Source organism: Spirillospora sp. CA-294931 (genome assembly GCF_050946795.1).
In the GTDB taxonomy this organism is placed as follows: Bacteria; Actinomycetota; Actinomycetes; order Streptosporangiales; family Streptosporangiaceae; genus Spirillospora.
The window spans coordinates 2863991-2885155 of sequence record NZ_CP192006.1; the positions used below are offsets into that span (position 1 = coordinate 2863991).

Genomic DNA, 21165 nt, shown 5'->3' on the forward strand with positions numbered 1-21165 from the left:
CGCCTGTGCTCAAGGCCTGATGATTACGCCGAGGTCGGGAAGGGTAGGCGCCGCCCCCGGGTCGAGAAGACGGTCGGCAGCCTCCACGGCGGTGACGCCATCGGACGCCGCCGCACCCGCGATCCGGCCCGCCACCGCGGGCGCGGCGAACGACGTTCCGCTCCACGTCGCGTAGCCCAGGAACTCGTCGGGATCGATCCCGTTCACCCGGGGGCGGACGCCGTCGAACCGGACGAACGCGCTGGCCACGTCCACCCCGGGGGCGCACGCGTCCACCCACCAGCCGTAGTTGGAGAACCAGGCCCGGTCGCCGCCCCGCGCGTCCAGGGCCCCGACCGCGATCACCGGCTTGAGCGCGGCGGGCCAGAACGGACGGTCGCCCGCACTGTTCCCCGCGCAGGCCACCACGACCGTACGCCGCCCCAAGGCCGCGATAGCCCGCGCCAGTACGGGGGAGGGACGGTCGTCGAACGTGAAGCACCCCAGCGAAAGGTTCACCACGTCCGCGCGCCCCCACGCGGCCAGACGCGCCAGCGCCCGGATCACGTCGATCTCGTCGCCGACCCCGTCGCTCCCGATCACCCGCTCCGCATGGATCCGCGCCGACGGCGCGTGCTGGAGCACCACCCCGGCGATGAACGTCCCGTGCCCGGCCTGCGCGTCGAGCTCGAAGTCGAGATCGGCGTCCAGCACCTCGGCCGCGTCCGGCCGCCGCTCGGCATACCAGTCCGCCCCCTCGTACCATGGGTGCGGCGCGATGCCGGTGTCGAGCACCGCCACCGTGACGTCCCGCCGGACCTCACCGTCCACCCGGGGCGCGGGCAGAGCCGCCGCAGGACGCGGCAGATCGGCGGGGCCGCTCCACCACATCGGCTGCCCGTGGACGAGATGGTTGGGTGAGACGCTCAGCCGCCGATGCCGCCCGTCCCCGCCGAGCTGCGAGGCCAGCTCGCACACGTCCACCTTCGCCGGAGTCCGCAACCGCAGCCGCGTCACCCCGTCCTCGTCGTGCCGCGAGTCGTACCACCGCCGCACCAGATCCTCCGCCACGGGCGCGTCATGCTCCGCCACCAGGATCTGGTCGCGCCGGATCAGCGCCGGACGTCCCGACAGCGGCTCCACCACCACGGCATCGCGATGCCGGGCCAGCAACCGCTCCAGCCTGGCCTCTTGATCGAACATCGGTCCTCGCTTTCACATGCGGTGACCGCTCCCGCACCCATAGTGCCCATGCGTCGCTCTACGTAATCGACACCGGACACCCCGGTCCCGCGCTGCGTCGGCGCTGGATTCCGGGCCGCGGTTCGAAGGGGGCCGTGCGCCGACCGTCTTAACAGCCACGCCGCAGTCGGGCGCGGCGTCGGCGCTGGAATCCGGGCCGGGATTTTGATGGGGCCCGGTCTAGCAGCCATGCCGCAGCCCAGGCCGGGGGCGGCGTTGGAGGCGGGCTGGGGTTTGAAGTGCGGTCGGGCGCCGGATACTGAGTAGGTGATCGGACGCGCGCACGTGGCCTGCCTGCTGTCCGGCATGCTCCCGATCCTCACGGTTCCGCGCGCGGATCTGGGGTGGCTCGCCTGGGCCGTGCTCGTCCCCGCCCTCTGGCTGATGCGGACCGCGCCCACGATCAAGGCCGCCGCCCACCGGGGCTGGTGGTTCGGAGCCGGGTACCTGCTGGCCGCCCTCTACTGGACGGTCCCGAACATCGGCCCCGGGCTGCCCCTGATCGCCCTGGTCTTCGGCGCCCTCTGGGCCGGATGGGGCGCGGCCGCCCGCTGGCTGATCCCCGACCACCCGTGGGCCGCGCTCGCGGTGTTGCCGAGCATCTGGGTGACCATCGAACTCGTCCGGTCCCTGCCCCTTCTGGGTGGCCCGTGGGGTCTTCTCGGGGCGAGCCAATGGCGCCACCCCACCATCCTCAGCCTGGCCTCGATCGGAGGCATCTGGCTGATATCTCTGGCCCTGGTCCTCGTGAACACCGCGCTGGTTATCACCTGGACGACCAGAGACTGGAAAATGGCCGCGATAATCCCAGCGGCCTTACTGACGGGCCCCGTGGCATTCGCCATGACCGACGACCCGGAATCCGAACGCGACTTTCGCGTGGCGCTCGTCCAGCCGGGAATCGTCCACAATCCCGAAATCCGGTTGGACGAAGGTGAGCGCATCACGCGCGCCCTCCCACCCGTCGATCTGATCGTCTGGGGCGAGAGCAGCATCGGCTATGACCTGAAACGGCGCACCGACCTCGTTGCCCGCCTTCGCACCACCACACCCCTCCTGGTGAACGAGGACGCCCGCGACGCCACCGGCAAGATCTCCAAGAGCGCGGTCCTGATCCGTCCCGACGGCACCCAGGACCGCTACGTCAAGACCCGCCTCGTCCCTTTCGGGGAGTACATCCCGCTGCGCTCCGGCTTCGGCTGGCTGAGCCGCATCAGCCAAGCCGCAGGTGAGGACCGCGTCCCCGGGACCGGCGCCTCCACCATGACGACCGACGACGTCACGTTCGGCCCCCTGGTCTGCTTCGAATCGACCTTCCCCGACCTGGGCCGCGCCGTCACCCGCCAGGGCGCCCAGGTGCTGGTGTACCAGTCGTCCACCTCCACCTTCCAGAACAGCTGGGCACCGCCCCAGCACGCCGCGCTCGCCGCCGTCCGCGCGGCCGAGACCGGCCGTCCCGCCGTCCAGGCCGCCCTCACCGGCGTCTCCGCCGCCTTCGACGCCCGAGGACGCCGCCTGACCTGGCTCGACACCTCCGAACGCGGCGCCGTCACCGCGAACTTGTCGGTCCCCGATGAAAATCACCGCACCCTCTACGACAAATACGGCGACTACGTCGCCTACCTGGCCTTAATGGTCACCGCGGGCACCGTCCTGGTGACCCTCCGCCGATTCGATGCTCGCTTCGCCGAACGGGATGTGGACGGTCACCCGGTGCCGTAAGAGTGGGTGCACGGCATACAAGGGTTCGGTAAACAGCGGTCGTGCGGTGGTGCGTCCCCCGCTGATGATGCACAATGAGGGACGCGGACGCCGTCTTGGTTCGTACGAGGCCGTAGGGGAAGACGAGCCTCAGTACAGATCCAGGAGGTCCGGTGACCGCACGTGGCGTTTTCTACGTCCACTCCGCGCCGCCTGCGCTGAGCCCGCACGTTGAGTGGGCCGCCGCAGGTGTCCTTGGCGTGCCCGTGTCCCTAGAGTGGGCCGACCAGGCGGCCGCCCCCGGGACGCTGCGCGCCGAGCTGCATTGGGAGGCCGGCCCGGGCACCGCCGCCGGCATCACCTCTGCCCTGCGCAACTGGAAACTGCTGCGCTTCGAGGTCACCGAAGACGCCACCCCGGGCTGCGACGGCGTCCGCTACAGCTTCACGCCCACCCTCGGCGTCTTCACCGGCGTCACGGGCGCCAATGGCGACGTGATGATCCCCGAAGACCGCCTCCGCACTGCCATGGCCAACGCCGCCGTGGGCAAGACCACGCTCGAAAACGAGTTGGACCATCTTCTGGGCACCCCCTGGGACAACGAGCTAGAACCATTCAGAAGGGCCGGCGACGGCGCCCCCGTGCGATGGCTCCACGCCGCCGTCTAGCCCCCTCCCCCCAAGGCAAAACCCTCGCTCCGCTCGGACAACCCCTTGGGGCTCCGCCCCAAACCCCAGCGGAGGCTCCGCCCCGTGCCCCCTTTGCGGCCTGGGGCCTCAGTTGTGAGGCCCCTTTTCCTTGTAGCGAAGCGCCCACATGACCTTCTCTCGCCTCATCTCGTCCGCCATCCGATTAACGCCTCAGGCGCGGACGATAACGGTGGCGACTATATGAAGATCGCTACTGTTCGCGACGTCATCACTATTCAGGACAGCAAGAATCCAGGCCCGGTTCTGGTGGTCATTCGGGCGAACTTTTGGCGGTTCGGCAGAGCGATCAGGCGTTCTGGGACTCGCGGCGTTGTGGCTGCTGGAGGCGGTGGCGGGTGACGCCGATGTCGTCGTCCTGGGCTGACATAGTGGGGGCGATGAGGCAGATCACCGTTCTCGGCAGTTGTGGCGCGTTTCCAGAGCCGGGCCGGGCATGCAGCGGGTTCGCGGTGGACTGGGACGGTTACCGCCTCGTGCTGGACCTCGGCTACGCGACGCTTCCGCGGCTGCTCGCGCATTGGCCGGACGGCGCCCTCGACGCGATCGCCATCACCCACGAACACCCGGATCACTGTGTCGACCTCCACGGACTGTTCCGGATGCGCCTATATGGCGGCGCCGGAAAGCCACGCGTGCCGTTGTACTGCCCGCCGGGTGTGCTCGACCGGCTCCAGGGCCTGGAACCCGACGTCGACCTGACCGCGGTCTTCGAGGTGCACTCCCTGCCCGGTTCCTACCGTGCAGGGCCCTTCGAGTTGACCGGCGTGTCGCTTCCGCACTTTGTTACCAATGCGGGCATCCGCCTCCAAGCCGACCGGATCGCCCTGGCCTACACCGGGGACACCGGCCCGGACCCGCTGCTGGCCGAGCTCGGCCGGGACGCCGACCTGTTCATCGTCGAAGCCACTGATCGGCCCGGCGAGACCCAGCGGCCCGCACGCAACCTGATGACGTCCGCCGAGGCCGGTTACTGGGCCCGGCGAGCGGGCGCCCGCAGGCTCATGCTCACCCACTTCTGGCCGGGCAACGATCGGGCGGCCTCGGTCGCCGCGGCGTCCGCGCAATTCGACAAGCAGGTGCTGGCAGCCGAAGAAGACCTCGCCGTCACACTCGGCGAAACCCAGCGCCGGCGCCACTGAGGCGCACGGGCGTGCGTGCGGCTACTCGTAGCGCTTGAAGATGACGCTGACGTTGTGGCCGCCGAAGCCGAAGGAGTTGTTCATGGCGGCGGCGGGGCCCTCGGGGAGTTTGCGGGGTTCGCCTCGGACGATGTCGAGGTCGACGTCGTCGTCGATGTCCTCGAGGTTGGCGGTGGGGGGGATGACGCCGTCGCGGAGCGCGAGGATGGTGAAGAGGGATTCCAGGGCTCCGGCGCCGCCGAGGAGGTGGCCGGTCATCGACTTGGTGGCGGTGACGATGACCTTGGAGCTGGCCTCGGCGCCCAGGGCGGCCTTGATGGAGGCCAGTTCGGCGACGTCGCCCGCCGGGGTCGAGGTGGCGTGGGCGTTGATGTGGGCGATGTCGGTGGCCTCGACGCCGGCGTCCTGGAGGGCGCGGCGCATGGCCTTGGCCTGGCCCGCGCCGGACGGGTCGGGCAGGACGATGTCGTAGGCGTCGCCGGAGTAGCCGCAGCCGGCGGCGATGCCGTGGATGTCGGCGCCGCGGGCGCGGGCGTGCTCCTCGGATTCGAGGATCATGACGGCGGCGCCCTCGCCCAGGACGAAGCCGTCGCGGTTCTTGTCGTAGGGGCGCGAGGCGCGGGTGGGCTCGTCGTTGCGGGTGGACATCGCCCGCATGGAGCCGAAGGAGGCCATCTGGAGCGGGTGGATGCACGCCTCGGTGCCGCCGCAGATGATGATGTCGGCGCGGCCGGCGCGGATCATGTCGATGGCGTAGCCGACGGCCTCGGCGCTGGACGCGCAGGCGCTGACCATCGCGTGCGAGCCGGCCATGGCGCCGAACTCGATGCCGACATGGCCGGACGAGCCGTTGGGCATGAGCATCGGGACGGTGAAGGGCGAGACCCGCGACCAGCCCTTCTCCAGGAAGACCTCGTAGCTGCTCAGCGCCGTGTGCAGCCCGCCGATGCCGGTGGACAGGACGACGCCGAGACGGTCGCCGTCGACGACGAAGCCCTCGGCGGGGGCGCCGGAGGCGTCGTCCTTGCCCTTCTTGACCTTGGTGGGCGGGGCGAAGCCCGCGCTCTTCCACGCCTCGTGGGCGGCGATCAGCGCGAGGGCCTGGCAGCGGTCGAGGCGGCGCAGCTGCTGCTTGGTCATGACCTCGGAGGGGTCGACCGCGAGCTGCGCGGCGAACTGCACCGGCAGCTCGTCCACGCCCTCCCATTCGAGCCTGCGCACCCCGGACTTGCCGTCGAGCAGCGCGGACCAGGTCGATGGCAGATCTCCGCCGAGAGGCGTCGTGGCGCCCATGCCGGTGACGACGACTTTGGTCTGGCTGTTGCTCATGCTGCTCCTCGCAAAACTGGGGGTGGGGACGGGCGGCGCGTCACCGCGGGCGGCGACGCGCCGCGCGGCGCCTCAGGCCTTCGACGTGAGCTTCTGGACGAAGTCGATGACGTCCTGGACGGTCTTGAGGTTGCGCAGCTCGTCGTCGGGGATCTCGACACCGAACTTGTCCTGGGCCGCCACCGCGATCTCGACCATCGACAGCGAGTCGATGTCGAGGTCGTCGATGAAGGTCTTCTCAGGAGTGACCTCGTTCTTGTCGATGCCGACGATCTCGTCGATGATCTCGGCGAGACCGTCGAGGATCTCCTTCTCGGTGGCGATGGCCATTGTTTGCTTTCTCCTTTTGGGTTGATCCAGAGTCGGGGCCGGGGACGCGCGAGCGTCTACGGGATCTGGATGACTTGGGCAGCGTAGGCCAGTCCGGCACCGAACCCGATCAGCAGGGCCGGGGCGCCGGACGGGACGTCGCCGCGTTCGATCATTCGGGAAAGAGCGAGCGGGATGGATGCTCCCGAGGTGTTGCCGGAGTGGACGATGTCCTCGGCCACGACGGCGTTGGTGGCCTTCACGGCCCGGGCGATGGCCCGGACGATGCGCAGGTTGGCCTGGTGCGGGACGACGGCGGCGAGCTCGTCGGGGGAGATCCCCGCGCGCTCGCAGGCCTGGAGGGCGACCGGGGCGATGGCGGTGGTCGCCCAGCGGAAGACCGCCTGGCCCTCCTGGCGGATGAACGAGTGCCGGTCATCGATGATGATCTTGTCGTACTGGGCGCCGTCACTGCCCCACACGACCGGGCCGACGCCCGGGGCCTCGGCGGGGCCGACGATCGCCGCGCCCGCGCCGTCGGCGAAGATGATGCAGGTCGCCCGGTCGGTCCAGTCGAGCCACTGCGACATCTTCTCCGAGCCGACGACCAGCACGTTGCGGGCCTGGCCGGTGCGGATCGCGGCGTCGGCGGCGGCGAGGGCGTAGCAGAACCCGGCGCAGGCGGCGTTGAGGTCGTAGGCGCCGGGGGCCTGGATGCCGAGCTTGTGGGCGACCTGGGCGGCGTGGTTGGGCATCGGCGACTCGGCCGAGCACGTGGCCAGGATCACCAGGTCGATGTCGTCGGTGGTGAGCCCGCTGGCGGCCAGGGCCTTGCCGCCCGCCTGGACGGCCAGCTCGACGATGCCCTCGTCGTCACCGGCGATGCGGCGCTCCTGGATGCCGACGCGGCTGCGGATCCATTCGTCGTCGGTCTCGACCATCTTCTCGATGTCGAGGTTGGTCAGGACACGCGCGGGACGGTAGTCGCCGAACGCGAGCACGCGCGAACCGGCGGTGACGGCCGGAACGCGCAGCGGGGTGGGGGTGGGGGTCATTTGCCCGCCTCGATGAGGGCGCGGGCCTTGTCGAGGTCGTCGGGGGTCTTGAGCGTCACGCGCTCGAGGTCGGGCAGCTCGCGGCGGGCCAGCCCGGCCAGCGTCCCGGCGGGCGGCAGCTCGATGATCCCGGTGACGCCCAGATCCTTCATGGTGCCCATGCAGGCGTCCCAGCGGACGGGGGCGCTGACCTGCTCGACCAGGCGGGCCAGGAAGTCGTCGCCGGTGCCGACGACGGCGCCGTCGCGGTTCTGCAGGAGCTTGGGGCCGGGGTCGGCGACGGTGATGCCGGGGGCCAGGCGCCGCAGGACGTCCACGGCGGGCGCCATGTACTCGGTGTGGAAGGCTCCGGCCACCGAGAGCGACCTCAGGCGGGCCTTGGCGGGCGGGTCCTCGGCGAACGCGGCCAGGGCCTCGACGGCCCCGGCGGCGACGATCTGCCCGGCGCCGTTGACGTTGGCGGGGGTGAGGCCGTGCTTGTCGATCGCGGCGAGGACCTCGTCGGTCTCGCCGCCGAGGACGGCGGTCATGCCGGTCTCGGTGACGGCGGCGGCCTCGGCCATCGCGCGGCCGCGCTCGCGCACCAGGACCAGCGCGGATTCTGGGGAGACGACCCCGGCGATCGCGGCGGCGGCGAGCTCGCCGACGCTGTGGCCCGCGACGACGTCCGGGACGGCGTCGCCCGGGTAGAGGACCTCGTAGGCGGCCAGCGCGGCGGAGACGAGCAGCGGCTGGGCGATGGCGGTGTCGCGGATCTCCTCGGCGTCGGCGGTCGTGCCGTAGCGGACCAGGTCGAGCCCGGTGACCGCGGACCACCAGGCCAGCCGGTCGGCGACGCCGGGTACCTCGAGCCACGGCTGCAGGAATCCGGGGGTCTGGGCGCCCTGGCCGGGCGATGCGAGGAGGATCACACGCCAAGCCTGCCCGCCGGAGGCACCCGGTGCCGATGCTGATCGGCACGAAGTTTGGTGAGGGCCCTTTGTACGACCCCTACAAGCGGCGGGGCGTCAGGGGCGGTCCGGACGGCTCGCGAACCGTCCGAGGACGAGCGCGATGCGCAACGTGAAGGCGTTGCGGCCGTCGGTGGGGGACAGGCCGGTGAGCTCACTGACGCGGCGCAGCCGGTAACGGACCGTGTTCGGATGGACGAACAGCAGCCGGGCCGTGGCCTCCAGCGAGGAGCCCTGTTCGAGGTAGGTGGTCAGGGTGTCCAGGAGCGGGGCCCCGGCCGCCATCATCGGGTTGTAGACCTCGTCGACGAGGTAGCCGCGGGCGGCGTCGTCGCCGTCGATGGCCCGCTCGGGCAGCAGCTCGGACGCCAGGACGGGACGCGGGGCGTCCGGCCAACCGGCGGCGGCGCGCAGCCCGGCCAGGGCCGCGCGGGCGGACGTGGTCGACTCGTACAGGTCGTTCACCCGGGGGCCGACCACGACCGGGCCCGGACCGCACTTGGCCGCGATCGGGCGGGCGGCCTCCAGCGGGTCGGTGTCGCCGCCGACGATCACCACGACGCGCTGCCCCTGGACACCGGCCAGCACGTCGGCGCGCGCGCGGCGCGCGGCCAGCTGCATCTGGTCGATGGTGACCTCGGGGTCCTCGCGCTCGGGCGTGTGCCCCGCGATCACGGTGACGGGCTTGGACGACCAGCCGAGCGCGGCGGCCCACGAGTGCATGCCGTCGTCGACCTCGCCGCGCAGGACGGCGTTGACCACCAGGGCTTCGAGGCGGGCGTCCCAGGCGGCGCGGGTCTCGGCGGCGCGCGCGTAGACCTGCGCGGCGCCGAAGGCGACGTCGCGCGTGTAGCGGAGGATGGCCTCGCGCAGCTGGGCCTCGCCCCCGGGGGCGGACAGCTCGTCCAGCCGGGTCTCGACCACGTCGATGATCACTCGGATCATGTCGATGGTGTGCTGGAGCTTGATCGCCCTCAGCAGCTCGCGCGGCGCGGTGCCGAAGACCTCGCCCGCGATGGCCGGACGCGACTGCTCGGCGCTCTTGAACCACTCCACGAAGGCCGCGATGCCCGCCTGGGCGACCAACCCGATCCACGAGCGCTGGTCGGGGGGCATGCGCCGGAACCAGGGAAGCTTGCGCTCCATGCTGGCCAGCGCGGCGGTGCCGAACGTGCCCATGGCCTTCTCCAGGCGCTCGGTCGTCGCCTTCCGGAGCGCGGCCTCCTCAGTGGTGTCCACCCCCCAAGGGTGCCATCACCCCGGCGAAGTGGCGCCATGGGCGGCGCGTGCACGGGCCTTCCAACCGGCCGTGACCTGGGACGGAAGCCCGGGCGCGCTGCCGGTGGGGCGGCGGGGGAGCGGGGCTTCTATCCGGCCGTGACCTGGGACGGGAGGCCGAGCGCGATGCCGGTGAGGTTGCGCAGGGACGTGGAGCCGGGCGCGAGATAGTCGCTGTGGCCGCCCGAGCCGGCGTCGAAGACGCGGGCGCCGAAGCGGCGCGAGACCGGGTCGGGGCCGAGGCCCAGGCCGAAGATGCGCACGTGGGGGACGTCCTCCATCCAGTCGGTGGAGCCGCGTCCCGCCCAGACGCGCGCCGAGCGGCTCAGCTTGGCCGCCGTCCAGGCGGTGGTGCCGGGGCTGCCGAACAGGGCGATGTCGGTGACCTTGCGCCAGGCGGGGCCGCGGCCCCGGATCGAGGCGCGGCCGCAGACCACCGAGCCGTAGCTGTGGCAGAGCAGACCCACCTCGGCCTGGCGGTTCACCCGGTGCAGGCCGGTCAGGAAGGTGCGCAGCTCGCGCGCGCCCTCGTTGGCGCGTTCGTCGGTGAGGACGTCGCTGCTGAAGGTCTTGGGGGCCGCGTAGCCGAGCCAGGCGACCACGGCCAGCTCCGGGGTGGGAGTGATCTTGTGGGCCTCGCGGTGGACCTCGCGGGCGCCGCCGCCCGGCGTCGACCAGGGCTTGTCGGCCCGGCGGTCGAAGGTGGTGAGGGTGGTGTCGGCCCCCGGGATCAGGATCGCGATGCGCTTGGCGCGGGTGATGTCGCCGATGACCTCGATGGCCTTGCCGCGTCCCCGGGGGTCGAAGTGCAGGAACCGCCGTCCCGGCTTGAGGAACGCGCCGAACGCCTTCGCGCGGTCATGGTCGCCGATCTTGTGGGCGGTGCCGAGGGCTTTCTCGATCGAGCCGCGCTCGGCCGCGAACCGCGCGTCCAGCGTGGACGGCGCCATCGACGGGGCGGGCCCCGGCGCGGCATACGGGTCGGCGTGGCCGGTGCCCGCGGTCGTCAGCAGGACGCCCGCGATGGTGACGGCGCAGGCCACGGCCCTGCGCAGCCGTCGGCGCAGGGTCGCGGGCGTGGCTTTTCGAGGCGGCGGCATGGTCCGCCTTTCTACCGGACGCCGGAGGATGCTCCGAGCATCAGGTGATCGTCGTGCGTGTTCGGACGGCGGTCACTGATGAGATGTACGGAACGGCCTTCGGGTTGGGGTCAATCTCGCGCCGGGGGCGCTCGAACCGTTTCGCCAGGGTCCAGATCGCCGCGAGCACGGCCGCGAAGACCGGCAGCCACGCCAGCCGTGCGGCGACCCAGCCGGGCTCCCCGGGGGCGGTGTGAAGGCCGGGAAGGGAACCGGCGGCCCCGCCCAGGCCGATCGTGACCGCCATCATCGCGGTCTGGTGCCAGAGGAAGATCGTCATGGCCGAGAGGTTGGCCAGCGCCACCCCGGCCCAGACCCGGGGACGCCGGACGAGCCGTCCCAGCGGTTCGCGGGCCAGCAGCGCCAGCCCGGTCTGCGCGAGGCCGAACGCGACGGCGGCCAGCGTGGGCGGGTTGAGGTTGGAGATCTCGGCACCCGGGACGCCGACCATGCTCGCCGGGTAGCCCGCGCCCGCGACCAGCGCGGCCGTGGCGGCGGCACCGCCCGCCAGCAGCCCGGCTGCGGCGCGACGCGACGCCAGTGCCCCGTTGGCCCACGCCACGCCGAGGTAGAAGGGGACGAGCCAGCCGGTCAGGAGCGTGGCCCAGCCGATCCACTCCGGGCCCCCGAGGGCGAAGCGCCCGAGGTCGATCAGCGCGGTCGCCGCGACCGGGACGGCCGCGCCCCACAGCCCCAGGCGCTTCCACATGGCCACGATCGCGGGGGTGAGCGCGGTCAGCGCCCCGTATACGGCCAGGAACCACAGCGGGCTGAGCACGAGCTTGCCCAGGCCGCGCAGCGTGTCCGGCGTGTACCCGGCCCAGATCAGACCCGCCATGGCCGCGAGCCAGACCAGCAGCAGCGCGGGGACGGGACGAAGGAGCCGCGCCGTCCGGCGCCGCGCCCAGGACCCCCACGGCTCGCCCGGACGCAGTCCCTTGGCCGCCGCGTACCCGCCGACCAGGAAGAACACCGCGAGCGTCTGGAGGACCCACGAGATCGGAGCCAGCGACGGCATCGCGGCCAGCGGGCTGGCGACCCGCAGACCGTCCCCGGTGGCGACGAACGCGGTGACCAGCCAGTGCCCGAGCACCACGCCGAGGATGGCCACCGCCCGCAGCGCGTCGACCGTCCGCTCGCGCCCCACCGGCGTAGCCGCCTCAATCCGCCCCACAAGCCCCCGCCGCGCGGAGGCCCTCTGGTCGCTGTCTGGCGGGGAGGCGGTTCTCTGGTGGGTGGTGGTTGCGGGTGAGTTCGCGGTGGTGTGGGTGGCGGTTTTGTTTCGGGCCGTGAGCGCCGGGTGGGTGTCAGGCATGGGGGACCTCCTGGTCGCGGGCCTGGGCGATCAGCGCGAGGTTGTGGAGTGAGCGCGAGCCCGGCTTGAGGTACTCGGCGTGCGTCCCCGAGCCGGCGTCGAAGCGGCGGGCGCCGAACGAGCGCGCGACCGGGTCGTCGCCCAGGCCCAGGCCGAGGAACCGGACCTTGGGGACGTACTCCGTCCAGTCGCCGTCCGAGCGGGCCGCCCAGACGCGGGCGGTGGTCTTCAGGTCGGCCGCCGACGCGGCTGGGACGCCCGGGCTCCCGTAGAGCGCGATCGCGTCCACAGGTAGGGCCCCGAGGCGGCTCGCGGTCTTGGCGCACACGACCGTCCCGTAGCTGTGGCACAGCAGCGCGACCCGGGCGCGGCCGTTGACGGTGTGCAGGCCGGTGACGAAGCGTCCGAGCTCGCGGGCGCCCCCGGTGGCGCGGCCAGGAGTCAGTACGGACGGGCTGAGCGTGGACGGTGAGGCGTAGCCCAGCCAGGCGACCACGGCGAGCCGTCCGCCCGCCTGCCGGTGCAGCGCCCGTGCGCCGCCGCCCGCCCACTTCCAGGAGTCGAAGTTGGTGAGGCGCCCGTCGGCCCCGGGGACGACGACGGCCACGCGGTCGGCCGTGGCGAGGTCGCCGAAGACCTCCACCGCCCGGCCGCCGCCGCGCGCGTCGAAGGACAGGAAGCGCCGTCCGCCGGTCAGGAACGCCGACAGCGCGCGGGACCGGTCGCCGTCGTGGACGCGGGCCGCGGTCGTCCTGGCGGCCTCGATGTCGCGGCGCACGGCGGCGTAGCGGGCGTCCAGCGGCGCGGCCGACAGGACGGGGGACGTGCGCGGGGCGTCGTAGAGCTCGGCGCGGCCGGTCGCGGCGGTCGTCGAGGCGACCGCGACGAGGGCCGCGGCGGCGGCGAGCGGGCGGCGGGTGCGCACGGCGGGTGTCCTTCCAGGTCAGTGGGTGAAGCACTGACTGGAACGCTAGGAACCGCCGGTCGTCGTGCGGATCACCCCGGGGAGCCGTCCTGCGGCGTCAACCCGGGGTATGACTCAGTCGCCCGGACGGACCAGCCCCACCTCGTAGGCGTAGACGATCGCCTGGGGACGGTCGCGCAGCGACAGCTTCATCAGGACCCGGCCGAAGTGGGTCTTGACGGTCTGCTCGGCGACCACCAGCTGGGCCGCGATCTCGGTGTTGGACAGGCCCCGCGCGACCAGCGCGAGCACCTCGGTCTCGCGCTCGGTCAGCTCGTCCAGCCGGGCGCGCGAGGGCGCGCGCGGCCCGCCGAGCCGGGAGAACTCCGAGATCAGCCGCCGGGTGATCGACGGGGACAGCAGCGCGTCGCCCGCCGCCACGACCCGGACGGCGTCGGCCAGCTCGTTCGCCGAGGCGTCCTTGAGCAGGAACCCGCTGGCGCCCGCGCGCAGCGCCTCGTACACGTAGTCGTCCAGGTCGAAGGTGGTGAGCATGAGGACCTTGGGCGGCTCGCCGCCGTCGCCGCCCAGCAGGGTGCGCGTGGCCTCCAGGCCGTCCAGGACGGGCATCCGGACGTCCATCAGCACCACGTCGGGCTTCAGCTCGGAGATGACCCGCAGGCCCTCCGCGCCGTTGACGGCCTCGCCCACGACCTCGATGTCGGGCTGGGCGTTCAGCAGGACGCCGAAGCCGGTCCTGACCATGCCCTGGTCGTCCACGATCACCACCCGGATCGTCACTGCGGCTCCTGGAGGGGGAGGGTGGCGGTCACGGCGAATCCTCCTTCTGGGGTGGGCGCGGCGGTCAGCTCGCCGCCGAGCATCGCGGCCCGCTCGCGCATGCCGACCAGCCCGTGCCCCTGCCCGGGAGGCGAGGGCGCCTTGGCGTGGCCGTCGCGGGCCGGTCCGTTGATCACGCTCATCCGCAGTATGCCGTCCGCCGGGACGATCTCGATCACCACCTTCGACCCGGGTGCGTGGCGCATGGCGTTGCTGAGCGCCTCCTGAAGGATCCGGTAGGCGGTCAGGCCCACGCCGGAGGGCAGGTCGGGCAGGTCGGGGGCCGCGCGCAGGTCGACCGTCAGCCCCGCGCCGCGCGCGTTGGCGACCAGCTCGTCCAGCCGGGCCAGGCTGGGCTGCGGGGCGGTGTCGGCGCCGTCCTCCGAGCGCAGCACGCCGAGGATCCGCCGCATCTCGGTCAGCGCGTCCAGGGCCGTGGAGCGGATCTCGGCCAGGTCGCGGCGGGTCTCGTCCGGGACGTCCTCGACCTTGTAGGGCGCGGCCTCCGCCTGGATCGCGATCATCGACATGTGGTGCGCGACGACGTCGTGCAGCTCGCGGGCGATCCGCTGCCGCTCCTTGAGCACCGCCTCGGCCTCCCGGTGCCGCCTGGCCTGCGCGGCCAGCTCGCGCCGCGAGGTCTGCCGCTGCCTGATCGCATAGCCGATCAGGAGCGGGACGAGCAGCAGCGCGGTCGCGCCGGGCGCGCTGCCGCCGTCGACCAGGAACACCCCGGCGACCGAGATGATCCCCACCCCGAGCGTGATGCGGCGGGAACAGCGCAGCGCCACCACGAACAGGCTGACCAGCGAGATCGCCGTCCCGGCTGGGAGGTAGGGCACGGTCAGCCAGTTGTGCCCGCCGGTCGCGGCCATCCCGATCACCAGCAGCCGCCAGGCCGCCAGCGGGTACCGGTCGATCAGCGCGAGCGGCAGCGTGACCAGGGCGGCCGCGAGGAGAAGGAGGTCGTTGGGGTACCCGGGGTCGCGCTTGGGCACCTCGGTGAGCAGCAGCGAGTTCGTCCCGGCCAGCAGCCCGACCGCGAGGAGCGCGGCGGCGACGTTCAGCGCCAGGCCGAACGGCAGGCGCCCGATCAGGATCCAGCGCGTCCAGCGCAGCCCGACCGGCCAGGGCCGGTTCTTGGCGGGCGGGTCGGCGGCGCCCGTCAGGCCCGCCGCCAGGATCGCCCCGAATACGCGCTCCACCCGCACCGCCCAGGCCGGACGGGTGGTCAGCTGGCTGGACATACGCCCAGGCTAGAGGGATCGGCCCGCGCGCGAATGCCACCGGGGTGCGACCCCGGGGTCATACCTGGGTACGGTCGGGGAGTGGAGCCCGTCGAAGCGCTGCGCCGTATCGCGTTCATGCTGGAGCGCGCGCACGAGCCGACCTATCGGGTGCGCGCCTTCCGCAAGGCCGCCGATCTGGTCGAGCAGACCCCGCCGGGGGAGCTCGCCGACCGCGCCCGGGACGGCACGCTCACGGCGATGTCCGGAATCGGCAAGGTCACCGCGCTGGTGATCGAGGAGGCCCTGCGCGGCGAGCGGCCCGTCTACCTGCGGCGCCTGGAGGCGACCGAGGGCGAGTCGATGGACGAGTCGGCCTCGGCCCTGCGCTCGGCGCTCAAGGGGGACCTGCACACCCACAGCGACTGGTCGGACGGCGGGTCGCCGATCGCCGAGATGGCCGAGACCGCGCGGAGCCTGGGCCACGAGTACATCGCGCTGACCGACCACTCGCCGCGCCTGACCGTCGCCAACGGGCTGTCGGCCGAGCGGCTGCGCCGCCAGCTGGACGTCGTGGCGGAGCTGAACCGCGAGCTCGCGCCCTTTCGCGTCCTCACCGGTATCGAGGTGGACATTCTGGACGACGGGTCGCTCGACCAGGATCCCGAGCTGCTCGACCGGCTGGACGTGGTGGTGGCCAGCGTCCACTCCAAGCTGCGGATGGACCGGGTCGCGATGACCGAGCGGATGGTCGCCGCGATCGCGAACCCGCGCGTGAACGTCCTCGGGCACTGCACGGGACGCATCGTGAAGGCGGGCGGCAAGCGCGGCAGGCTGCGGCCGGAGTCGGAGTTCGACGCGCGGCTGGTCTTCGACGCGTGCGTCGCCTACGACGTGGCGGTGGAGATCAACTCGCGTCCGGAGCGGCTCGACCCGCCCAAGCGGCTGCTGCGGCTGGCGGTCGAGGCGGGCTGCCGGTTCGCGATCGACTCCGACGCCCACGCGCCGGGCCAGCTCGACTGGCAGCCCTACGGCTGCGAGCGCGCCGCGCTGTGCGCCGTGGCCCCTGACCAGGTCGTCAACACGATGAGCGCCTCGGCGTTGCTCGATTGGACCAAAAGCGGGACCAAGGGCTGAGTGCCCCGCCAGAGGTCCATTTGGCGAACAGCCGGTGAACGACGGTCGGGCGGTCGTGGTGCCTTGGGTGAAATGCCCGATTGTTAGCCCGGACGTCGTCCGAGCGACGATTTTCCACCACCACACTGGCTTCTGTTCGATCCGGCGTCCGCCGGGCCATGAATGCCGTGAACGAGGTCCAGCATGTCCGAGAACTCTGCCAGCCGCTCCGCCGACCCCGACGACCACAGCTCGAACCCGTCGGGGAACGACTCGATCCAGGAGGTCATGGGGCGGCGCATTACCCGCCGCGGCCTGCTGTGGACCGGGGGCGTCGTCGGCGCCGCCGGATTCCTCGGCGCGGCCGGCGGCATGGCCGCCGGGTCGACCGAGACCCGCACGGCCGGAACCGTCGCGGCCCGGGGCAAGGGCAAGGGCCTGCTGCGCTTCAAGGCCGTCCCCGCCAGCAAGGACGACAAGATCGTCGTGCCGGAGGGCTACACCGCCCAGGTGCTGATCCCCTGGGGCACCCCGATCCGCTCCGGCGGCCCGGCGTGGAAGAAGGACGGCTCCAACACCGCCGCCGAGCAGGAACAGCAGATCGGCATGCACCACGACGGCATGCACTACTTCCCCAGCAACCGGGGCGGCGACACCGGACTGCTCGTGCTGAACCACGAGTACATCGACCCCGTCCTGCTCTACAAGGACGGCGACAAGCCCGTCACGCGCGAGAAGGTCGACAAGGCCCTGGCCGCGCACGGCGTCAGCATCGTGAAGATCTCCCGCCACAAGGACGGCTGGCGGCTCAAGGACTCGCGCTACAACCGCCGCATCACCGGCAGCACGCCGATGACGTTCTCCGGCCCGGTCAAGCCGAACCACCCGGCCCTGGCCGCCAAGGGGCGGCCCCAGGGAACCCTGAACAACTGCTCCAGCGGCCACACCCCCTGGGGCACCTACATCACCTGCGAAGAGAACTGGAACGGCCTCTTCGGCACCACCGACGCGTCCTGGAAGCCCGACGCCGAGCAGGCCCGCTACGGCGTCGACGCCAAGGGCGTCGAGCTCGACTGGCACAAGGTCGACAAGCGCTTCGACGTTGCCGAGAACCCCAAGGAGCTCAACCGGTTCGGCTGGGTCGTCGAGATCGACCCGTCCGACCCCAAGAGCACCCCGGTCAAGCGCACCGCGCTGGGCCGCATCAAGCACGAGGGCGCCACGGTCACCGAGTCCAAGGGCCGCGTGGTCGTCTACACCGGGGACGACCAGGACGGCGAGTACGTCTACAAGTTCGTCGGCAGCGAGCCCTGGCGCAAGCTGGTGCGCAAGGGCAAGAGCCCGCTGGACCACGGCACCCTCTACGTCGCCAAGTTCAGCGACGACGGCACCGGCGTCTGGCTGCCGCTGACCTTCGGCCAAGGCCCGCTCACCGCGGCCAACGGGTGGAAGGACCAGGCGGACGTCATGCTGCGCACCCGTACGGCCGCCGACGCCGTGGGCGCCACCAAGCTCGACCGTCCCGAGTGGGTCGCGGTGCACCCGAACAACCGCGACGTCTACCTCACGCTGACCAACGGCAAGGGCAACGGCGGCGCCGTCGGCCCCCGTAAGCCCAACCCCTACGGGCACATCGTCCGCTGGCGCGAGAAGGGCGCCGACCACACTGCGACGCGCTTCGAGTGGGACATCTACGCGCTCGCCGGGGACCCCAATTACGACCCCAAGGTCAAGCTGGGCCCGGACAACATCTTCGGCTCCCCGGACGGCATCGGCTTCGACCGCTCAGGCCGCCTCTGGATCCAGACCGACATCTCCAACTCGTCCCAGAACCTCGCGGAGAAGGGCTACGACAACATCGGCAACAACATGCTGCTGGCGTCCGACCCCAAGACCGGCGAGATCCGCCGCTTCCTGACCGGCCCGCGCGGCGCCGAGATCACCGGCTTCACCCTCGCCCCCGACAACCGGTCGCTGTTCATCAACGTCCAGCACCCGGGCGAGGCCACCACGGCCTGGGGCAAGCCCACCCCGGAGAACCCGAGGGCCGTCAGCAACTGGCCCGACTTCGACCCGGCGGGCCGCCCCCGCGCCGCCACCGTCGTCATCCGCAAGAAGGACGGCGGCGTGATCGGCAGCTGACCGGCCGAGTGTTTCCGGCGGGACGAGAGGGGACGCCCTCCCGTCCCGCCGGGTCTTTTTCAGGGACCGTTCGCGCGGACGTCGCCTCCCGGGGGTTAGCGTCGGGGCATGGTCGAGATCACGCATCGCTTCGTCGAGTCCACCAGCGGGCTGCGCATGCACGTCGCCGAGGCGGGCGAGGGGCCGCTGGTCCTCCTCCTGCACGGCTTCCCCGAATGCTGGTACTCCTGGCGGCACCAGCTCACCGCCCTGGCCGAGGCCGGGTACCACGCCGTCGCGCCCGACCAGCGCGGCTACGCCCGCACGGGCGGGCCGTCCGAGATCGACCAGTACTCGATCCTGCACCTGATCGGCGACGCGGTGGGGCTCGTCGACGCGCTGGGAGAAGGCCCGGCCGTGGTCGCGGGCCACGACTGGGGCGCACCCGTCGCCTGGGGGACGGCCCAGCTCCGTCCCGACCTGGTCCGCGCCGTCATCGGCCTGTCGGTGCCGCACCGCCCCCGATCGTCCCGCCCACCCATCGCGGGATTCCGGCAGAAGGCGGGTGACGGCTTCTACAAGCTGTATTTCCAGCAGCCGGACGTCCCCGAGCGCGAACTCGACCGCGACCGCGCCGACACCTTCCGCCGGACGCTCTATGCCGTCTCCGGCGACGCGCCGCCCAACCCCATGATCGTCCCCGAGGGCGGCGGCTTCCTCGACTTCTGCCCGTCGCCGGACGTCCTCCCCGACTGGCTGACCGAAGACGACATCGCCGCCTACGTCACCGAATACCAGGACAGCGGCTTCACCGGCCCCCTCAACTGGTACCGCAACCTCGACCGCAACTGGGAGCTCACCGCCGCCTGGCACCGCGCCCCGATCACTCCGCCCGCCCTGTTCGTCGTCGGCGACCGCGACCCGGTCGTCGCAGGACGCCGCTCCGCCGTCGACTCCATGGGCGACTTCGTGGTGAACCTGCGCGAGACCGTCTGGCTGCCCGGCTGCGGCCACTGGACGCAGCAGGAGCGTCCCAAGGAGGTCAACGAGGCCATGATCGGCTTCCTGCGCGGACTGTCGTAGGCGGGGCGTACGGTCGCCGGGTGAACCGCACCGACCGGTTGTACGCCCTCGTCGAGGAACTGCGGGCCCGCGCGCCCCGCAGGGTCACCGCCCGCGAGCTCGCCGCGCGCTTCGAGGTGAGCTGCCGCACCATCGAGCGCGACATCGGCGCGCTCCAGCAGGGCGGCGTCCCGATCTACGCCGACGTGGGCCGCTCCGGCGGCTACACCCTCGACAAAGACCGCACGCTCCCGCCGCTCAACTTCACCCCGTCCGAGGCGGTCGCGGTGGCCGTCGCCCTCGACCGGGCCGAGGGCTCGCCCTTCGCCGCCTCAGCCCGCACCGCGCTCCAGAAGATCGTCACGGCCATGTCCGCGACCGACAGCGCGTCCGCCCGCGAACTGGCCGCCCGCATCCGCTTCCTCTCCCACCCCGAAACCGACGAGCCCCTCAACACCGACGAGGCCCCCGGCTCGACTCCACGACCCCCAACCCCACAGTCGTCCACGCCAGCGCCCCGCCGGACGCCCACGTCCGCGGTCCTGGAGGAGTCCGTCCGCGCCCGCCGCGTGGTCCGCCTCGCCTATGTCGACGCCGAGGGTGCCGCCACCGACCGCGTCGTCGAGCCCGTCGCCTTCAGCGCCACCGGCGACCGGTGGTACTTCATCGCCTGGTGCCGCCTGCGCCGCGACGTCCGCGTCTTCCGCCCCGACCGCGTCCGCCGGGCCGTCCTCCTGGACGAGATCGCCCCCGACCGCCGTCTGGAAGACCACCTGACCCAGCACAGGTTCGTCACGCGCCCGCTTGAATTCGTCTGAAAACACCGACAGGGGGCTGTCGCGCGCACCCGCGATCGTGGGATCACCACGACACGAAACGGGGAGCACTCAATGACCACACCGGCCTACGACACCGTCAACTGGTTCCAGATCGGAACCGACGACTCCGACACCGCCAAGAACTTCTACGGCGGCATGTTCGGCTGGAAGTTCACCCTCGACCCCGCCGACGGCGGCAGCTACGAGCTGATCACCTACCCCGGCTCCGAGGCCCCCGTCGGCGGAATCTCCCCGACCGACGACGCCGACAAGAACCACGCCACCTTCCTGGTCCTCGTCCGCGACACCGAGGTCGCCTGCAAACTCGCCCAGGAGCTGGGCGGCGAGGTCATCTTCCCGCCCACCACCGCCCCCAGCGGCCTGACCTTCGCCCACATCAAAGACCCCTCAGGCAACCGCTTCGGCATCTACACCCCACCCCCCGCCTAAACACCCACACCCCAAGGCCAAAAGCAACGCCTTCGCTCCGCTCAGCCAGCCCCCTTGGGGCTCCGCCCCAAACCCCGTGTGGGGGGGCTCCGCCCCCCACACCCCTTCCCGCGCCCCCAAGATCACCCAAGTCCCGCAACCGAGGCCGGAGCGATCCGCCCGGCATTGAGAGGGCGGCTCACCACGCCACCAAACCCGGCAAAGCCGTTTGGTTCGCGTGCTCAAGGCGCCGGAAGGCGGCGAGGTCAAGCCAGGCAAGGGCGAGCCCGCCGAGCCGCGGAAGATCAGGTTCATCAAGCCCAAGGGCGAGCAGCCGCCGATGTGCCTGAAGCCGAATGACAGGCCTGAGGCTCCGAAGACCCGCAAGTAGCCGGGCCGGGGAGGCACTTGCCAGAACACCGGCCCAGGGGCGAGCCCCTGGGCCGGTGTTCGATCAGCAGGGGATCGCGGCCTACACCTCCGGGATCCCGCCTCTGTTTGTT

Annotated in this window: 20 protein-coding genes; 9 read left to right on the forward strand and 11 right to left on the reverse strand. The window is 71.9% G+C overall.

Annotated elements, in window-relative coordinates; all coding sequences use genetic code 11:
• Positions 1 to 9: 9 nt before the first annotated feature.
• Positions 10 to 1182 carry a S8 family peptidase gene (locus ACQPY4_RS12750; protein ID WP_433335782.1) on the reverse strand — a complete coding sequence of 391 codons (1173 nt, stop codon included), beginning with the start codon at positions 1180 to 1182 and terminating at the stop codon, positions 10 to 12.
• 306 nt (positions 1183 to 1488) lie between these two features.
• Between ACQPY4_RS12750 and lnt the strand changes: the two genes are divergently transcribed.
• The 3 genes from lnt to ACQPY4_RS12765 all read left to right on the forward strand — a co-directional run bounded on the left by lnt (position 1489) and on the right by ACQPY4_RS12765 (position 4771).
• Positions 1489 to 2943 (forward strand): apolipoprotein N-acyltransferase, encoded by a 1455-nt coding sequence (gene lnt / locus ACQPY4_RS12755; protein ID WP_433335784.1) that lies wholly within the window; start codon positions 1489 to 1491, stop codon positions 2941 to 2943.
• 152 nt (positions 2944 to 3095) lie between these two features.
• On the forward strand, positions 3096 to 3590 hold the full coding sequence (locus tag ACQPY4_RS12760; protein WP_433335786.1) for a DUF3145 domain-containing protein: 495 nt from the start codon (positions 3096 to 3098) through the stop codon (positions 3588 to 3590).
• A 419-nt stretch (positions 3591 to 4009) separates the two neighbouring features.
• Entirely contained in the window at positions 4010 to 4771 is a 762-nt protein-coding gene (locus ACQPY4_RS12765) for an MBL fold metallo-hydrolase (protein WP_433335788.1), read from the forward strand.
• A 21-nt stretch (positions 4772 to 4792) separates the two neighbouring features.
• Here ACQPY4_RS12765 and ACQPY4_RS12770 read toward each other — a convergent pair whose 3' ends face one another.
• From ACQPY4_RS12770 to ACQPY4_RS12815, 10 genes are all read right to left on the reverse strand, one after another.
• The gene (locus ACQPY4_RS12770; protein WP_433335790.1) at positions 4793 to 6100 is read right to left on the reverse strand and encodes a beta-ketoacyl-[acyl-carrier-protein] synthase family protein; all 1308 of its coding nucleotides are present in this window, start codon (positions 6098 to 6100) and stop codon (positions 4793 to 4795) included.
• A gap of 72 nt (positions 6101 to 6172) precedes the next feature.
• Positions 6173 to 6430: an acyl carrier protein gene (locus tag ACQPY4_RS12775; RefSeq protein ID WP_433335792.1), complete on the reverse strand. Its 258-nt coding sequence runs from the start codon at positions 6428 to 6430 to the stop codon at positions 6173 to 6175.
• Positions 6431 to 6486: 56 nt separating this feature from the next.
• Positions 6487 to 7464: a beta-ketoacyl-ACP synthase III gene (locus ACQPY4_RS12780; RefSeq protein WP_433335794.1), complete on the reverse strand. Its 978-nt coding sequence runs from the start codon at positions 7462 to 7464 to the stop codon at positions 6487 to 6489.
• Positions 7461 to 8375 carry an ACP S-malonyltransferase gene (locus ACQPY4_RS12785; protein ID WP_433335796.1) on the reverse strand — a complete coding sequence of 305 codons (915 nt, stop codon included), beginning with the start codon at positions 8373 to 8375 and terminating at the stop codon, positions 7461 to 7463. Before ACQPY4_RS12785 ends, ACQPY4_RS12780 begins: the two co-directional genes overlap by 4 nt.
• A gap of 96 nt (positions 8376 to 8471) precedes the next feature.
• The gene (locus ACQPY4_RS12790; RefSeq protein ID WP_433338904.1) at positions 8472 to 9593 is read right to left on the reverse strand and encodes a PucR family transcriptional regulator; all 1122 of its coding nucleotides are present in this window, start codon (positions 9591 to 9593) and stop codon (positions 8472 to 8474) included.
• Between the two features lie 188 nt (positions 9594 to 9781).
• Positions 9782 to 10792, reverse strand: a complete 1011-nt coding sequence (locus ACQPY4_RS12795; protein ID WP_433335798.1) for an alpha/beta hydrolase — start codon at positions 10790 to 10792, stop codon at positions 9782 to 9784.
• A 40-nt stretch (positions 10793 to 10832) separates the two neighbouring features.
• A complete protein-coding gene (locus tag ACQPY4_RS12800; protein ID WP_433335800.1) occupies positions 10833 to 11978 on the reverse strand; it encodes an acyltransferase family protein in 1146 nt (381 codons plus the stop codon).
• Positions 11979 to 12138: 160 nt separating this feature from the next.
• Positions 12139 to 13071, reverse strand: coding sequence for an alpha/beta hydrolase (locus tag ACQPY4_RS12805; protein ID WP_433335802.1), 933 nt, complete (start codon positions 13069 to 13071; stop codon positions 12139 to 12141).
• A gap of 114 nt (positions 13072 to 13185) precedes the next feature.
• Positions 13186 to 13851 carry a response regulator gene (locus ACQPY4_RS12810; RefSeq protein WP_433335804.1) on the reverse strand — a complete coding sequence of 222 codons (666 nt, stop codon included), beginning with the start codon at positions 13849 to 13851 and terminating at the stop codon, positions 13186 to 13188.
• The gene (locus tag ACQPY4_RS12815) at positions 13848 to 15137 is read right to left on the reverse strand and encodes a sensor histidine kinase (RefSeq protein ID WP_433335806.1); all 1290 of its coding nucleotides are present in this window, start codon (positions 15135 to 15137) and stop codon (positions 13848 to 13850) included. Before ACQPY4_RS12815 ends, ACQPY4_RS12810 begins: the two co-directional genes overlap by 4 nt.
• 81 nt (positions 15138 to 15218) lie before the next feature.
• Here ACQPY4_RS12815 and ACQPY4_RS12820 point away from each other — a divergent pair, with 81 nt between their 5' ends.
• From ACQPY4_RS12820 to ACQPY4_RS12845, 6 genes are all read left to right on the forward strand, one after another.
• On the forward strand, positions 15219 to 16253 hold the full coding sequence (locus ACQPY4_RS12820) for a PHP domain-containing protein (RefSeq protein WP_433335808.1): 1035 nt from the start codon (positions 15219 to 15221) through the stop codon (positions 16251 to 16253).
• Between the two features lie 183 nt (positions 16254 to 16436).
• Positions 16437 to 18374 carry a PhoX family protein gene (locus ACQPY4_RS12825; RefSeq protein ID WP_433335809.1) on the forward strand — a complete coding sequence of 646 codons (1938 nt, stop codon included), beginning with the start codon at positions 16437 to 16439 and terminating at the stop codon, positions 18372 to 18374.
• Positions 18375 to 18482: 108 nt separating this feature from the next.
• Positions 18483 to 19436, forward strand: coding sequence for an alpha/beta fold hydrolase (locus ACQPY4_RS12830; protein WP_433335811.1), 954 nt, complete (start codon positions 18483 to 18485; stop codon positions 19434 to 19436).
• Positions 19437 to 19456: 20 nt separating this feature from the next.
• The gene (locus ACQPY4_RS12835) at positions 19457 to 20233 is read left to right on the forward strand and encodes a helix-turn-helix transcriptional regulator (protein WP_433335813.1); all 777 of its coding nucleotides are present in this window, start codon (positions 19457 to 19459) and stop codon (positions 20231 to 20233) included.
• A 72-nt stretch (positions 20234 to 20305) separates the two neighbouring features.
• Positions 20306 to 20683: a VOC family protein gene (locus ACQPY4_RS12840; RefSeq protein ID WP_433335815.1), complete on the forward strand. Its 378-nt coding sequence runs from the start codon at positions 20306 to 20308 to the stop codon at positions 20681 to 20683.
• 217 nt (positions 20684 to 20900) lie between these two features.
• Positions 20901 to 21053 carry a hypothetical protein gene (locus ACQPY4_RS12845; protein WP_433335817.1) on the forward strand — a complete coding sequence of 51 codons (153 nt, stop codon included), beginning with the start codon at positions 20901 to 20903 and terminating at the stop codon, positions 21051 to 21053.
• Positions 21054 to 21165 lie beyond the last annotated feature (112 nt).

Coding starts and splice junctions, on each gene's coding strand:
- ACQPY4_RS12830 (WP_433335811.1), top strand. CDS start 18,483: ATGGTCGAGATCACGCATCGCTTCGTCGAGTCCACCAGCGGGCTGCGC.
- ACQPY4_RS12780 (WP_433335794.1), bottom strand. CDS start 7,464: ATGACCCCCACCCCCACCCCGCTGCGCGTTCCGGCCGTCACCGCCGGT.
- ACQPY4_RS12790 (WP_433338904.1), bottom strand. CDS start 9,593: ATGGGCACGTTCGGCACCGCCGCGCTGGCCAGCATGGAGCGCAAGCTT.
- ACQPY4_RS12770 (WP_433335790.1), bottom strand. CDS start 6,100: ATGAGCAACAGCCAGACCAAAGTCGTCGTCACCGGCATGGGCGCCACG.
- ACQPY4_RS12840 (WP_433335815.1), top strand. CDS start 20,306: ATGACCACACCGGCCTACGACACCGTCAACTGGTTCCAGATCGGAACC.
- ACQPY4_RS12775 (WP_433335792.1), bottom strand. CDS start 6,430: ATGGCCATCGCCACCGAGAAGGAGATCCTCGACGGTCTCGCCGAGATC.
- ACQPY4_RS12765 (WP_433335788.1), top strand. CDS start 4,010: ATGAGGCAGATCACCGTTCTCGGCAGTTGTGGCGCGTTTCCAGAGCCG.
- ACQPY4_RS12795 (WP_433335798.1), bottom strand. CDS start 10,792: ATGCCGCCGCCTCGAAAAGCCACGCCCGCGACCCTGCGCCGACGGCTG.
- ACQPY4_RS12815 (WP_433335806.1), bottom strand. CDS start 15,137: ATGTCCAGCCAGCTGACCACCCGTCCGGCCTGGGCGGTGCGGGTGGAG.
- ACQPY4_RS12750 (WP_433335782.1), bottom strand. CDS start 1,182: ATGTTCGATCAAGAGGCCAGGCTGGAGCGGTTGCTGGCCCGGCATCGC.
- ACQPY4_RS12825 (WP_433335809.1), top strand. CDS start 16,437: ATGTCCGAGAACTCTGCCAGCCGCTCCGCCGACCCCGACGACCACAGC.